The sequence below is a fragment of the Bradyrhizobium sp. genome (assembly GCF_035309285.1).
Lineage (GTDB): Bacteria > Pseudomonadota > Alphaproteobacteria > Rhizobiales > Xanthobacteraceae > Bradyrhizobium.
The window spans coordinates 1-12,762 of the sequence record NZ_DATGFH010000109.1 but is presented as its reverse complement, the minus strand read 5'-3'; the positions used below and the strand labels follow the sequence as shown (position 1 = coordinate 12,762).

General features: G+C 63.9%; 9 protein-coding genes and 1 tRNA gene. 9 read left to right on the top strand and 1 reads right to left on the bottom strand.

Going from position 1 to position 12,762, the window contains the following annotated elements; all coding sequences use genetic code 11:
• From VKR55_RS21830 to VKR55_RS21795, 8 genes are all read left to right on the top strand, one after another.
• Nucleotides 1–1,157, top strand: a 1,157-nt coding sequence (locus VKR55_RS21830; RefSeq protein ID WP_324406546.1) for an LLM class flavin-dependent oxidoreductase, incomplete at its 5' end; no start/stop codon positions are given.
• Between the two features lie 157 nt (nucleotides 1,158–1,314).
• Nucleotides 1,315–2,691 (top strand): cytochrome P450, encoded by a 1,377-nt coding sequence (locus VKR55_RS21825; protein WP_324406544.1) that lies wholly within the window; start codon nucleotides 1,315–1,317, stop codon nucleotides 2,689–2,691.
• A 334-nt stretch (nucleotides 2,692–3,025) separates the two neighbouring features.
• Nucleotides 3,026–3,988, top strand: coding sequence for a sensor histidine kinase (locus VKR55_RS21820; protein ID WP_324406550.1), 963 nt, complete (start codon nucleotides 3,026–3,028; stop codon nucleotides 3,986–3,988).
• Between the two features lie 251 nt (nucleotides 3,989–4,239).
• Entirely contained in the window at nucleotides 4,240–5,964 is a 1,725-nt protein-coding gene (locus VKR55_RS21815; RefSeq protein WP_324406548.1) for a putative bifunctional diguanylate cyclase/phosphodiesterase, read from the top strand.
• 191 nt (nucleotides 5,965–6,155) lie between these two features.
• A complete protein-coding gene (locus VKR55_RS21810; protein WP_324406542.1) occupies nucleotides 6,156–9,269 on the top strand; it encodes a bifunctional diguanylate cyclase/phosphodiesterase in 3,114 nt (1,037 codons plus the stop codon).
• A 49-nt stretch (nucleotides 9,270–9,318) separates the two neighbouring features.
• Nucleotides 9,319–10,350 (top strand): sensor domain-containing diguanylate cyclase, encoded by a 1,032-nt coding sequence (locus VKR55_RS21805; protein WP_324406540.1) that lies wholly within the window; start codon nucleotides 9,319–9,321, stop codon nucleotides 10,348–10,350.
• Between the two features lie 107 nt (nucleotides 10,351–10,457).
• On the top strand, nucleotides 10,458–10,862 hold the full coding sequence (locus tag VKR55_RS21800) for a YccF domain-containing protein (RefSeq protein WP_324406539.1): 405 nt from the start codon (nucleotides 10,458–10,460) through the stop codon (nucleotides 10,860–10,862).
• A 32-nt stretch (nucleotides 10,863–10,894) separates the two neighbouring features.
• On the top strand, nucleotides 10,895–11,203 hold the full coding sequence (locus tag VKR55_RS21795; protein ID WP_324406538.1) for a DUF3303 family protein: 309 nt from the start codon (nucleotides 10,895–10,897) through the stop codon (nucleotides 11,201–11,203).
• 15 nt (nucleotides 11,204–11,218) lie between these two features.
• Here the strand turns inward: VKR55_RS21795 and VKR55_RS21790 are convergent, their stop codons facing one another.
• The gene (locus VKR55_RS21790) at nucleotides 11,219–12,298 is read right to left on the bottom strand and encodes an LLM class flavin-dependent oxidoreductase (RefSeq protein WP_324406536.1); all 1,080 of its coding nucleotides are present in this window, start codon (nucleotides 12,296–12,298) and stop codon (nucleotides 11,219–11,221) included.
• A 298-nt stretch (nucleotides 12,299–12,596) separates the two neighbouring features.
• Here VKR55_RS21790 and VKR55_RS21785 point away from each other — a divergent pair.
• Nucleotides 12,597–12,673: transfer RNA gene (locus VKR55_RS21785), tRNA-Arg, on the top strand.
• The last annotated feature ends 89 nt before the right edge of the window (nucleotides 12,674–12,762 follow it).

The following is a 12,762-nucleotide window of genomic DNA, read 5'->3' as shown; positions in this document are numbered from 1 at the left end:
TCGAACAGCTCGACGCGCTCGGTTACGATGAGTTCTGGTGCGGCGAGCATCACTCGTCGGGCTGGGAAATGATCGCCTCGCCGGAAATGTTTCTGGCTGCGGCCGGCGAACGCACCAAGCGCATCAGGCTTGGCACCGGCGTGATTTCGCTGCCCTACCACCATCCCTTCAATGTGGCGCAGCGCATGGTGCAGCTCGATCACATGACCGGCGGCCGCGCCATCTTCGGCTCCGGTCCCGGCGCGCTCGCCTCCGACGCCCACACGCTCGGCATCGATCCGATGACCCAGCGCGACCGCCAGGACGAGGCGATTGCGGTGATCCGCCGCCTCTTCAACGGCGAGCGCGTCACCGCCAGGAGCGACTGGTTCACGATGCAGGACGCGGCGCTCCAGATCCTCCCCTTGCAGGAAGAGATGCCGTGCGTGGTGGCGTCCATGATTTCGCCGTCGGGCATGACGCTCGCCGGCAAATATGGCATCGGCATCATCTCGCTGGGCTCGATGTCGACCAAGGGATTGATGTCGCTGGCGCAGCAATGGGAATTCGCGGAAGACGCGGCGAAGAAGGCCGGCACCACGGTGAGCCGCTCCAACTGGCGCGTGCTGCTCTCCTGGCACATCGCCGAGACCCGCGAGCAAGCGCGGCGCGAGGCCCGTGAAGGGCTGATGCGCTGGCACAATGAATATAATGTCGGCACGTTGATGCGGCCGGGCATCACTGCATTCAAATCGCCCGACGAGGCCGTCGACCAGACCGCCTTTGTCGACGGCGCGGCCTCGGCCATCGGAACGCCCGATGACCTCGTGAAGCTGATCAAGAACGTGATGAAAACGTCCGGCGGCGTCGGCACCGTCATCGGCTTCGTGCATGACTGGGCGAACATCGAGGCAACGCGTCGGAGCTGGGATCTTGTGGCCCGCTACGTGGTCCCGCAGATCAATGGCTATGTCGACAGCATGCGCAAGTCGCAGAAATTCGTGATCGAGAACCGGGCCGTGTTCGAGCGGGCCGGCGAAGCCGTGATGGCCAAGATCATGGGCAACGAGAAGGCCGCCGCTGCGCTCGCCGAGACCGGGCCCGGCCGCGTCCCGATCGCCACGGCGAACGCGCCGGACTTGCAGAAGGAAGCGGCGAAGCAGAAGAGCAAGGCTTAGAGGCGCGAGCGGCGCGCGGCTTTGCCGTGACCATTGAAGCGGCGCAGGTCTGCCCGAACCAGCCGGCGGCCTTTGCAGCGCCGCGGCAAAAGCGCTATTTTCGAGCTCGTTGGTTCGCGTCCAAGAACGCGCCAGGAACAGCCACGGAGCGCCTGCCATGTCGATGCAGAGTGTCGCCTCGCCCGCGTTCAGCTTCACCCCGCCGAAGCGCAATTCGCTGACCCATATTCCGGGCGACGAGGGCTGGCCCATCATCGGCAAGACGCTGCAGGTGCTGGCCGACCCCAAGGGGTTTATCGAAAACAACGCCAAACGCTATGGCCTGGTCTATCGCAGCCATCTGTTCGGCGAGACCAGCATCGTGCTGCTCGGGCCGGAGGCCAACGAGCTCGTCCTGTTCGACCAGGCAAGACAGTTCTCGTCGACGCATGGCTGGAATCTCATCCTCGGACGCTTGTTCCCGCGCGGGCTGATGCTGCTCGATTTCGACGAGCATCGCCTGCATCGCAAGTCGCTGTCGGTTGCCTTCAAGGCCGGACCGATGAAATCCTACCTCGCCAAGCTCGATCAGGGCATCTCCGGGCGCGTGGCGCGATGGAAACAGCAATCGGGCGAGATGCTGCTTTATCCGGCGATGAAACAGCTCACGCTCGATCTCGCCGCGACCTCCTTCCTCGGCGCCGACATCGGGCCCGAGGTGGAAGAAATCAACCGCGCCTTCATTGACATGGTGGCGGCGGCCGTTGCGCCGATCAGGCGGCCACTGCCGGGGACCCAGATGGCGCGCGGCGTCGCGGGCCGCAAGCGCATCGTCGCCTATTTTTCCGAGCAGATTCCGATCCGACGCGCCAGGGGCGGCGGCGACGACCTGTTCTCGCAGCTTTGCCAGGCGACCGACGACGACGGCGAGCTGTTGCCCGCGCAGACCATCATCGACCACATGAGCTTTCTGATGATGGCGGCGCACGATACGCTCACGTCGTCGCTGACCTCCTTTGTCGGCGAGCTTGCAGCCCATCCGGAATGGCAACACAGGCTGCGAAACGAAGTAGCGGCGCTCGGACTTACGCGCGATGCTCCGACGAGCCTTGATGATCTCGTGGCGCTGCCGGAGACCGAGATGGCGTTCAAGGAAGCGCTGCGCCTGAAGCCGCCGGTGCCCTCGATGCCGCGCCGGGCGGTGCGCGATTTCACGTTCAAGGGTTTTGCGATTCCCGCCGGCACCCAGGTCGGTGTCAATCCACTGTTCAGCCATCACATGCCGGAGATCTGGCCCGAGCCCGACAGGTTCGATCCCATGCGCTTCACCGAGGAAGCGCAGCGCAACCGCCACCGCTTCGCCTGGGTGCCGTTCGGCGGCGGCGCGCATATGTGCCTCGGCCTGCACTTCGCCTATATGCAGGCGAAATGCTTTGCCCGGCATTTCCTGCAAAACCTCGAAGTGTCGCTTCCGCCCGGTTACCAGCCGAACTGGCAGATGTGGCCGATCCCCAAGCCGCGCGACGGCCTGCGGGTGATCGTGCGGGCGGTGTGAATATCCGGTAGGGTGGGCAAAGGCCCGCAAGCGCCGTGCCCACCGCTTTTCGGCGCGGACAAAGATAGTGGGCACGCTTCGCTTTGCCCATCCTACGAACTTCGCCATGCAGGCGGGTCAAACCCGCGCATGACGACGTGAGAATGCCGGCGCGGCACCGATCAATCCTCCGACCTTGCCGTCGAGCCGTCGCATATCCTTTCCCTTTCCGATTGAATGCGGTCACATTGGTACCGATATTTCGGGCAACCCCAAGACTGGTTTGCGCGATGGCGGGAAGCGCATGGCTTTCGCAAGCGCCAGCCTTAATCTGGAGGGGCTGATCGGGCTGATGATGCGTAAGTTGATCGACGAATTCCGGCGGGGCTGGCAGGGCGTTGCCCGGCCGCCGCTCGCCGTGAGCCTCGGATTTGCCGCGCTCTGCCTGGTCCTTTCGACTCTGGCGCGCTTCGGCATTTCGCTTATTCGACCCGACATTTTCTTCACGCCCTATATTCCCGCCGTGTTCTTTGCCACCGCCGTCGGCGGCATGAGGATCGGGATCCTCACCACGCTTGTCGGCGGCGCCATCGGCGTTTTCGTCAATTTCGGCTACGGCACGGCCGATTTCGCTCGCGTCGCGCTGCTCCTGATTTTCTGGCTGGTCTGCGGACTGACGATCTGGGGCATCGAGCACTATCGCGCCATCGCCGGCCAGCAGCGCCAGATTTCCAAGCGGCTGATCCAGGAGGAGGAATACCGCAAGCTGATCGTGTCCGAGCTTCAACACCGGCTGAAGAACAAGCTGTCCGTGATCCACGCGGTGCTGCGCCAGGTCCTGGAAAAGGAGCCAAACGTCTGGGGCAGGGTCGACCCTCGCTTGCGTGCGCTTGCGGCTGCCGACGATCTGATCACCCGCGTCGACGGCTCCGGCTGCGACATCAGGGACTTGCTGCTCTCCGAGCTCGGTCCCTATGGCCATGTCCGCTTCAACCTGAACGGCGATCCGCTGTTCCTTCCGGCCAAGCTCGCAGTGAGTCTGGCGCTGGTCTTGCACGAGCTCGCCACCAATGCCGCCAAATACGGCGCATTTTCCTCCGCGCGCGGGCTGTTGCAGGTGTCCTGGACCCTGTCGGACGACCGCCTCAACGTGATCTGGGACGAGACCGAAGGCCCGCCGGTCGACAAAGTCGGCGCACCCGGCTTCGGCACCAGGCTATTGAAATCGGCGCTGACGCCGTTCGACGGCAAGACCGAGGTCAGCTTCCTCCGGAGCGGCGTTCATTGCACCATGCAATGCCGCGTTCCGAAGAGCTGACTGCGGGCCTGAGAGCCAAATCCTGCCAATGAAAGCAAGTGCCTGCCACTCGTTTTGCCTGCGGATTATCGCGTTGATAGTCCGTTAATGACAAGTCTCCGGGTCATGACGCAGAACTGCAAAGCTGCGCGCGGCGAGCCGAGTTTATTTCCGGCGCTTAACCAAAATGAAGAACGAACTCAGCACAATGCGCGCCCATGCAACGCCATGCCGCCAACGACGATCTGCCAGATGCTGCAAGCGAAGCCGGCATGACCAGTGTGGCTGACGCGGAACTGCGCCTGTTGCGGGATGTGCTGAGGCTGCTGCCGGCCGGTGTCACGGTCCAGGACGAGCACGGCCGATTCCTGATGGTCAACGATGCCGCCGCGGTGCAGCTCGGGCTTGCCCGCAGCGGAGGCGCCGCGCCTTCGCAACTCGTCGATCAGCGCCTGGAAGCGGGGCTGCAATGCCTGCGCGCCGACCGCGCCCTCGTCACCGAGGAATCCATCGACGACGGCAAGGTCAGGCAGGTTCTGCTGACGAGCCATCAACCGGTCCGCATCGACGGGCGCGACCTGCTCATCTCCAGCTCCGCCGACATCAGCGAGCAGAAGGCGTTCGAGGATCAGCTTTTCCGCTCCGCCTATTATGACGAATTGACGGAGCTGCCGTCACGGCGGGTGATCGAGTATCGCGTCAACAGCCTGCTCAGATGCGACGACGCGAAGTTCGCGCTCGCCTTCCTCGACATCGACAATTTCAAGCATATCAATGATTATTACGGACACGCGATCGGGGATGCACTGCTGATCGAGCTTGCCAAGCGGCTCATCCGCGAGCTGCGCGACTCCGACATGCTGTCGCGGATTTCCGGCGACGAGTTCCTGCTCTTGCTCCACCCGATCCAGAGCCAGCAGGAAGTCGCGGATTTCCTGCAGTCGGTCCTGGAGCGACTGAATGCGCCCTTCTTCATCGACGGATCGGAAATCTTCGCTTCGATCTCGGTCGGCGTCAGCCTCTATCCGGACCATGGCCGGAGCTACGAGGTGCTGCACCAGAACGCCGATCTTGCGATGTACCAGGTCAAGAACAACGGCAAGGGCAACGCGGCATTCTTCGATGCCGGCATGGAGCACGAGGCGACGGCGCGCACGAAAGTCGAGCAGTCGCTCCGGCTTGCCATCCTGGAAAAGCGGTTCTGCTGCGCCTTCCAGACCAAGGTCGACATCCGCACCCGGGAGGTCAAGGGCGTCGAGGCGCTGGTGCGGCTGCGCGACGATGAGGGCGTGATCCAGGCGCCCGGCACCTTCATCAACCTCGCGGTCGAGCTCGGGCTGATCGACGAGTTGACCCATCTGGTGCTGGCGGAGATCGTGAAATCGATCGACCTCATCAACGAGAACTTCGGCCCAACCGCGACGATCAGCATCAACGTCGCTGCCAAGCAGGCCGACAATGTCGAGTTCATGCGTTCCTTCGCGCGAGCGCTGGAGGCGACCGGCTTCCCGGCGCGCTTCATGATCGAAGTGACCGAGGATGCCTTCGTCGCCAAGACCCATTTCCAGGAGAATATCCTGCCGATCTTCCGCAAGCTCGGGGTGGGCATCTCCATCGACGATTTCGGTACCGGCTATTCGTCGCTCTCGGCGCTCGCCGACATCACCGCCGATGAGATCAAGATCGACCGCTCCTTCATCACCGACATTCACAAGCGCCCGCGCAGCCAGGGCATCCTGCGCGCGATCGAATCCTTGAGCGAGGCGCTCGGCATGACCGTGATCGCCGAGGGCATCGAATCCTTCGAGGAGCTCGCCTATCTGCAGGCCGCAACCAGGATCCGCTATGCACAGGGCTTTTATTTCTCCCGCCCGATCTTCCTCGAGGAGTTGCGGCCGGCCACCCCGCTCGCAAGCGAATCGCGCGTCAGCCTCGCGAGCCGACCGGCGCAGGAAAATCGCCTGGTCTATTCGCGCGGCGATCGCTATCGGCGGTAGTTTCTTCGCAACGCAGGACCTTACGCTTTTAACATCCGAGGGCTCAAACCTCCGCCGGTGCGCCGCAGCACTAACGTTGCGTTAATGCACACGCAGGGCACAAAGAATCAATTAAATCCAAAGTAACCGGATTTCCTAACGGCTTATGCCATTTCTGCATCGTATGCATTCCCTTCGGGAGATTGGGGGAAATGCGCGCGTTGATGGTCGACGTCCGGAGCAGAGTGTCCCGCATCGCCGCGGCCGCGTTGCGGCAGCTCAGTGGCGTGCGCGGCCGCGACCCGATCGTATGGCTCATCATCTGCGGTTGCCTGCTGGTTGCCGGCATCGTGCTGGGCACCATCATAATGGTCGGCGAATTCCGCGAGCGCGCGATCGCCAACAGCGAGCGCGAGCTGCAGAACGCCGTGCTGCTTCTGACCCGCCATTTCGACCAGCAATTCGAGGACACCGAGATCATCGCCGCCGACGTGATCGCGCAGATGAATATCTCCGAGATCAGCTCGCCCGACGCCTTCCGGGAGAAGATGTCGGGTCCGACCGCCCACCGTATGCTCGCTGCCAAGGTCTCCAGGCTGTCCTACATGGGCGAGGTCACGATCTTCGACGCCAACGGCGATCTCATCAACTCCTCGGGCGACGCGCCGCTGCCCGAGGCCAACGTTTCCCAGCGCGCCTATTTCAGGGAGTTCAAGACCAATCCCGATTCGCCGTCGATCCTCACCGAGCCGGTGCTCAGCATCTTCACGGGAACCTGGACCACCGTCATTGCGCACCGCCTGACCGGAGCCAACGGCGTATTTCTCGGCGTCATGGCGCGGCGCATCGATCCGGCGAGCTACGAGAAATTCTTCGCAACCGTCCTGCTCGGGCCAGGAGCTGCGATCGCGCTGCTCCATGGCGACGGCACCATGCTGGCACGCTACCCGCATATCGACGCCAAGATCGGGAAGAAATTCAATTCGGCGCCGCTGTTCAAGCGCGTACTCGAGCACGGCGGCCTGCAGATGCTGCGCATGACAAGCCCGATCGATCACAAGGACAAGCTCGGCGCCGCGGCGATGCTGGACCGCTTCCCCATGGTGGTGGTTGCCACCAACAGTGTCGATGCGGCGCTCGCCGACTGGCAGGAGCAAACGAGATTCCTGATCCTCGCGGCGGCGCTGTCGGCGTCGGTGATCGCCTTCATCCTCTACCTGATCGTCCGGCAGATCAATCGCCTGAACAGGGACGCCCGTGCCGAGCTCGCGGCGGAGAAGCAGCGGCTCGACACCGCGCTCAACAACATGACGCAGGGCCTCGTGCTCTACGATTCATCTGCGCGCATCGTCACGTTCAACCAGCGCTACATCGACATGTACAGCCTGTCGCGAGACGTGGTGAAGCCGGGCCTGCATTACTATGACCTGATCCAGCACCGCAAGGACACCGGGTCCTATGACGGCGACGTCCGCGGCTTCTGCGACTCGATCATGCGCAATATCGCGGAGGGCAAGGTCAACAGCACCATCATGGAAACTCCGGACGGAGGCGCCTACTTCATCGTCAACAAGCCTCTGGCGACCGGCGGCTGGGTCGCGACCATCGAAGACATCACCACGCAGCGCAGGCTCGAGCAGGAGCGCGACCGCGACCGCGCCTTCCTGCGCGAGATCATCGACCACATCCCGACCCAGATCACGGTGAAGGATGCGCGCGACAGCCGCTACGTGCTGGTCAATTCGGTGGCCGAGGAGCAATTCGGCGCGGTCGGCCGGGACATCGTCGGCAAGACGCCTTACGACATCTTCCCGCAGCATCTGGCGGCGCGGGTCCTTGCCGATGACGCGCTGGCGCTGCAATCGGACAGTACGATCTTTATCGACGACCACCGCTGGGAAACCAAGCTCCACGGCAGCCGCATCGTCAACTCGAAGCGGCTTGCGATCCGGGACAAGGCCGGCGAGCCGCGCTACATCCTCAATGTGGTCGAGGACGTCACCGAGCGGCGCGAGGCGGAGGAGAAGATCGCGCATCTGGCGCACTACGACGCGCTCACCGACCTGCCGAACCGCGTGCTGTTTCGCGAGCGGATCGAGCGCGAGCTGAAGAAGGTGGCCAATGGCGAGCCGTTCGCCCTGCTCTATATCGACATCGACGAGTTCAAGGGCATCAACGATTCGCTCGGACATCATGTCGGCGACGAGCTCCTGAAGGCGGTGGCAAGCCGCATCCGCAGCCGCGTCAAGGACAGCGACCTGGTTGCGCGGCTCGGCGGCGACGAATTCGCGGTGATCCGAACCGGCGCGACCTCGGCCGACGAGGTCGCCGCCTTCGTCACACGGATACACGAGGCGATCCGCCAGCCCTATCAATGCCTCGGCCATCAGCTTTCGAGCGATGCCTCGATCGGCATCGCCATGGCGCCGCTGGACGGCACAAGTCACGACCAGCTCATCAAGAATGCCGACCTTGCCATGTATGCCGCCAAGTCGAGCGGCCGCCGCACCCACCGCTTCTTCGAACCGGCGATGGACGCGAGCGCAAAGGCCCGCCTGACCATGGAGCAGGATCTGCGGCAGGCGATGGCCGACGGCGCATTCGAGGTCCATTACCAGCCGCTTGTCCATCTCGGCCGCAACGCGGTCTCAGGCTGCGAAGCGCTGTTGCGCTGGCGTCATCCCGAGCGCGGCATGATTTCGCCTGCCGAATTCGTTCCCGTCGCGGAAGACACCGGACTGATCAACGAGCTTGGCGACTGGGTGCTGCGCACGGCTTGCGCGGAAGCGGTGACCTGGCCGGACCATGTCAGGCTCGCCGTGAACGTGTCGCCGGTCCAGTTGAAGAACCAGACGCTGGCGCTGCGGATTGCCGGCGCACTCGCCGCGTCCGGCCTGGAGCCAGGCCGGCTCGAGATCGAGATCACCGAAGCGGTCCTGATCCGCGACGACGAAGAAGCGCTCGCGATCCTGCATCAGCTCCGCAATCTCGGCGTCCGCATCGCGCTCGACGATTTCGGCACCGGTTTCTCTTCGCTGAGCTACCTGAAGCGTTTCCCGTTCGACAAGATCAAGATCGACCGCTGCTTCGTCAGCGACATTTCCGAGGTCGACGCCTCGTCGTCGATCGTGGAGGCCGTGGTCAACATTGCCGCCGCTCTCAACATGACGACCACCGCGGAGGGCGTCGAGACCGAGGCGCAGCGCGAGCTGTTGCGCAAGCTCGGCTGCACCGAGATGCAGGGCTATTTGTTCAGCGCCCCAAGACCGGGCGCGGACGTAAGACGGTTGCTTGCAATGGCCGGCGACAGGGTCGCCGTCGCGTAATTTTTCAAAGGGATATGCCGCGCGAAAACGCGGCACCCCGGGGAAAACGATGAGGAAGTCACGCGCGAAAAGCTCGGAATTGGCCCATTCCTACGCGGTGCGGCTGATGCAACATCTCGTCGTCCCGACCTTCGTGATCGATCCCAATCGGCGCGTGGTGATCTGGAATCGCGCCTGCGAGCGGCTGACCGGCGTTTCCGCAGCCGAGGTGCTCGGCACCTCCCGGCACTGGCGGGCCTTCTACGAGACGCAGCGCTATTGCCTCGCCGACCTCGTGGCACTCGAGCGTCCCGACAAGCTCGCCGAGCTCTACCCGCAGTACCTGGTCCGCAGCGAGCATGGCATGGGCTTTTCCGCCGAGAACTGGTGCGTGATGCCGAAGCTCGGCAATCACCTCTATCTCGCGATCGACGCAGGTCCGATCCATGACGAGGATGGCAATCTGATCGCGGTGGTCGAGACGCTGCGCGACATGACCGACCAGAAGCGCGCGGAGATGGCGCTGCAGGCGCTTGCCGTCAAGGACGGCCTCACCGGGCTTGCCAACCGCCGCGCCTTCGATCAGACGCTGCAGACCGAATGGCTGCGCGGGCAGCGCAGCGGCAAGCCGCTGTCGCTCCTGTTCGTCGACGTCGACCACTTCAAGCTGTTCAACGACAAGCACGGCCATCAGAGCGGCGACGAGTGCCTGCGTGCGATCGCGGCCATCGTCGGCGCGCAGGCGCTGCGGCCCGTCGATCTCGCCGCGCGCTATGGCGGCGAAGAATTCGCCATCATCCTGCCCGAGACCGATCGCGACGGCGCATGCGAGGTGGCCGAGCGGATCCGAAGAGCGGTGATGGATCTGAAGATCGCGCATGGCGCGCCGCGCGCCAGCGCCCATGTCACGCTCAGCGTCGGCGTTGCGACGCAAGTGCCGACCCTGGAGCTCGCCCCCGACAGCCTGCTTGGGCAGGCCGACCAGGCGCTCTATGCCGCCAAGCGTCTCGGCCGCAACCGCGTGACGTCGGCCGATACGATGTTGAGTGACGTCGCCGGCTTCATCGCGGCCAGGCGCGCGCGCCGCGCGGCGCAGCGCTAGGGCCTGCGGCGGGCGCCGTCAGCGCAAATCGGCGCCGCTTACTACCACTGTCACCGCCGCTCCTTATATTGAGCCTTGAACTCACACCTGCGCAGGCGCGGTATCCCATGCAACCCGTCTCTATCCTCCTGAATATCCTCTGGATTCTGATCGGCGGCGCCTGGATGGCGTTCGGCTGGCTGGTCGCCGCCATCATCATGGCCATCACCATCATCGGGCTGCCCTGGGCGCGCGCGGCGTTCAATATCGCCGTCTATACGCTGCTGCCGTTCGGCTCGCGGGCCGTGAACCGCTATGAGATCACGGGCCAGGAAGACATCGGCACCGGGCCGCTCGGCGTCATCGGCAATCTGATCTGGCTCATTCTCGCCGGCTGGTGGCTCGCGCTCGGTCACCTCATCACTGCGGTGCTCTTGGCGATCACGATCATCGGCATCCCCTTCGCCTGGGCGCACCTGAAGCTCGCCGGCATCGCGCTCTGGCCGATCGGCAAGACGATCGTGCCGGCCTGATCGCCCCGCCCCTTTTTCACGGAGCGATCCTCGTGGCCGCCTTGTTTCTCGTCATCTCGACCCCGCGTCCCGAGCGTTCGTCCGAGGTTGCCGCGCGGCGCCAGAGCTTTTGGCCATGGATCGGCGCCTACGAGGCCTCCGGTGTCTGCAAGCACATCTATGCGCGGGTGGGCCGCGGCGCGGTTGCGCTCTTCGACGTCGAAGACAACGCCGAGCTTCACCGCATCCTGAACGAATGGGCCGATATCATACCGGCCGAGTTCGAGGTCTATTCCCTGGTCGACGTCGAGGCGACGCGGAAACTGCTCGCGGCGCAGGTCGAGGCCCATAAGGGCGCGTAGCCCACCGTCCCCGCTTTATGCCGCCAATCGCCCGCGGTTGTGCTCGGCAAGGATCGGACGCACCAGCCGGCCGAAGCGCTCGGCCTCCTCGTCGTGAAGATAGCCGGACAGGCAGAAGGAGTGGCAGCCGACATCGATGAATTGCTGCAACTGATCGGCGCATTGCGCGGGATTGCCGACGACGGCGATGCCGGCGCCGGGCCGCACTTTGGTGATGCCGGTCCACAGATGCGGGAGCAGGAGATCGCCATGCTCGCGCGCGAGCTGCTGCACGCGCAGGTTGGCGACCGAATTGTTGTAGAGCGTGTTGCGCTCCTGCCTCAGCCGTTCGCTCGCGTGCCGCACCAATTGATCAGCCGCCTCCCATGCCTCGCTTTCGTCCTCGCGGCAGATGATCTGCAGCCGCATGCCAAAGCCGATCTCGTTCTCGCGGCCGTGCGCACGTGCCATCTCGCGGATCTCGGCGATGTTTTCGGCGATCTTGTCCGGCAGGTCGCCCCAGAACAGATGCACGTCGGAATGCTTTGCTGACATTTCCCAGGCCTGGCGCGAGCCGCCGCCGAGATAGAATTTCGGATGGGGCTTTTGCAGCGGACGCGGCCTGACATGCGCGCCGGTGATCGTGTGAAATTTGCCGGCAAAATGCACGGGGCCGCTCGTGGTCCACAGCGCTTTGAGGATCGAGACCTCCTCCTCCATCAGCGCGTAGCGCTCTTCCTTCGCGTAGCGCACGCCTTCGGCCTCGACCTCGCTCTCGTTCTGGCCCGCGATCAGGTTGATGCAAATGCGACCGCCCGACATCTGGTCGAAGGTTGCGATCATCTTCGCCATCAGCACCGGATTGATATAGCCCGGCCGCGCCGCGATCAGCGGCTTGATGGTGGCCGAGCGCGCCGCCATGAACGCGCCGGAGATCCAGGCCTCCCAGCAGGTCGAGCCGACCGGGATCAGGAGATATTCGAAGGCAGCCTTCTCCGCAGCCGCGACCACGCGCTCGCAGAGTTCCACCGAGCCCGCGATCTGCGCTTCCGCAAGCCCATAGGCCGTGGTGTCGCCATGGGTCGGCAAATACCAGCCAAATTCGAGCGGACGCATGGGCTTCTCCCGTACGCGCAAGGCGCGCGCGATTTCTGGGGAGTTTACAGACCGAACCGCGGCAGACAATCCGCGCCGCATGCAACGCCGCCATTGCCGATATCAGGCCAATCAGCTAAAGGGAGCACATCCGCGCCCGTAGCTCAGCTGGATAGAGCGTTGCCCTCCGAAGGCACGTGTCAAGCCGGCTGGTGCGAAAAGTGAGGAAGAAAGAGTATTGTACTGCAATGGCTTGCGAGGGCTGCGCGTTGGGGTTCACTCATACGCGAAACCCGCGTAAGCACTGCGTAAGCAGTAAGCACCCGTAGCTCAGCTGGATAGAGCGTCGCCCTCCGAAGGCGAAGGCCACACGTTCGAATCGTGTCGGGTGCGCCATTCCATACAAGGCTAAAGACAACGTAAGAGTCGAGTCCGCGATGAGCGGATGCGTCCGGCCGCTAGGCGGCCGACGCCTTTACACGCGA

Excerpts from the sequence above, each read along its gene's own strand:
- VKR55_RS21810 (WP_324406542.1), top strand. The coding sequence starts at position 6,156 with ATGCGCGCGTTGATGGTCGACGTCCGGAGCAGAGTGTCCCGCATCGCC.
- VKR55_RS21825 (WP_324406544.1), top strand. The coding sequence starts at position 1,315 with ATGTCGATGCAGAGTGTCGCCTCGCCCGCGTTCAGCTTCACCCCGCCG.
- VKR55_RS21820 (WP_324406550.1), top strand. The coding sequence starts at position 3,026 with ATGCGTAAGTTGATCGACGAATTCCGGCGGGGCTGGCAGGGCGTTGCC.
- VKR55_RS21815 (WP_324406548.1), top strand. The coding sequence starts at position 4,240 with ATGACCAGTGTGGCTGACGCGGAACTGCGCCTGTTGCGGGATGTGCTG.
- VKR55_RS21790 (WP_324406536.1), bottom strand. The coding sequence starts at position 12,298 with ATGCGTCCGCTCGAATTTGGCTGGTATTTGCCGACCCATGGCGACACC.
- VKR55_RS21800 (WP_324406539.1), top strand. The coding sequence starts at position 10,458 with ATGCAACCCGTCTCTATCCTCCTGAATATCCTCTGGATTCTGATCGGC.
- VKR55_RS21805 (WP_324406540.1), top strand. The coding sequence starts at position 9,319 with ATGAGGAAGTCACGCGCGAAAAGCTCGGAATTGGCCCATTCCTACGCG.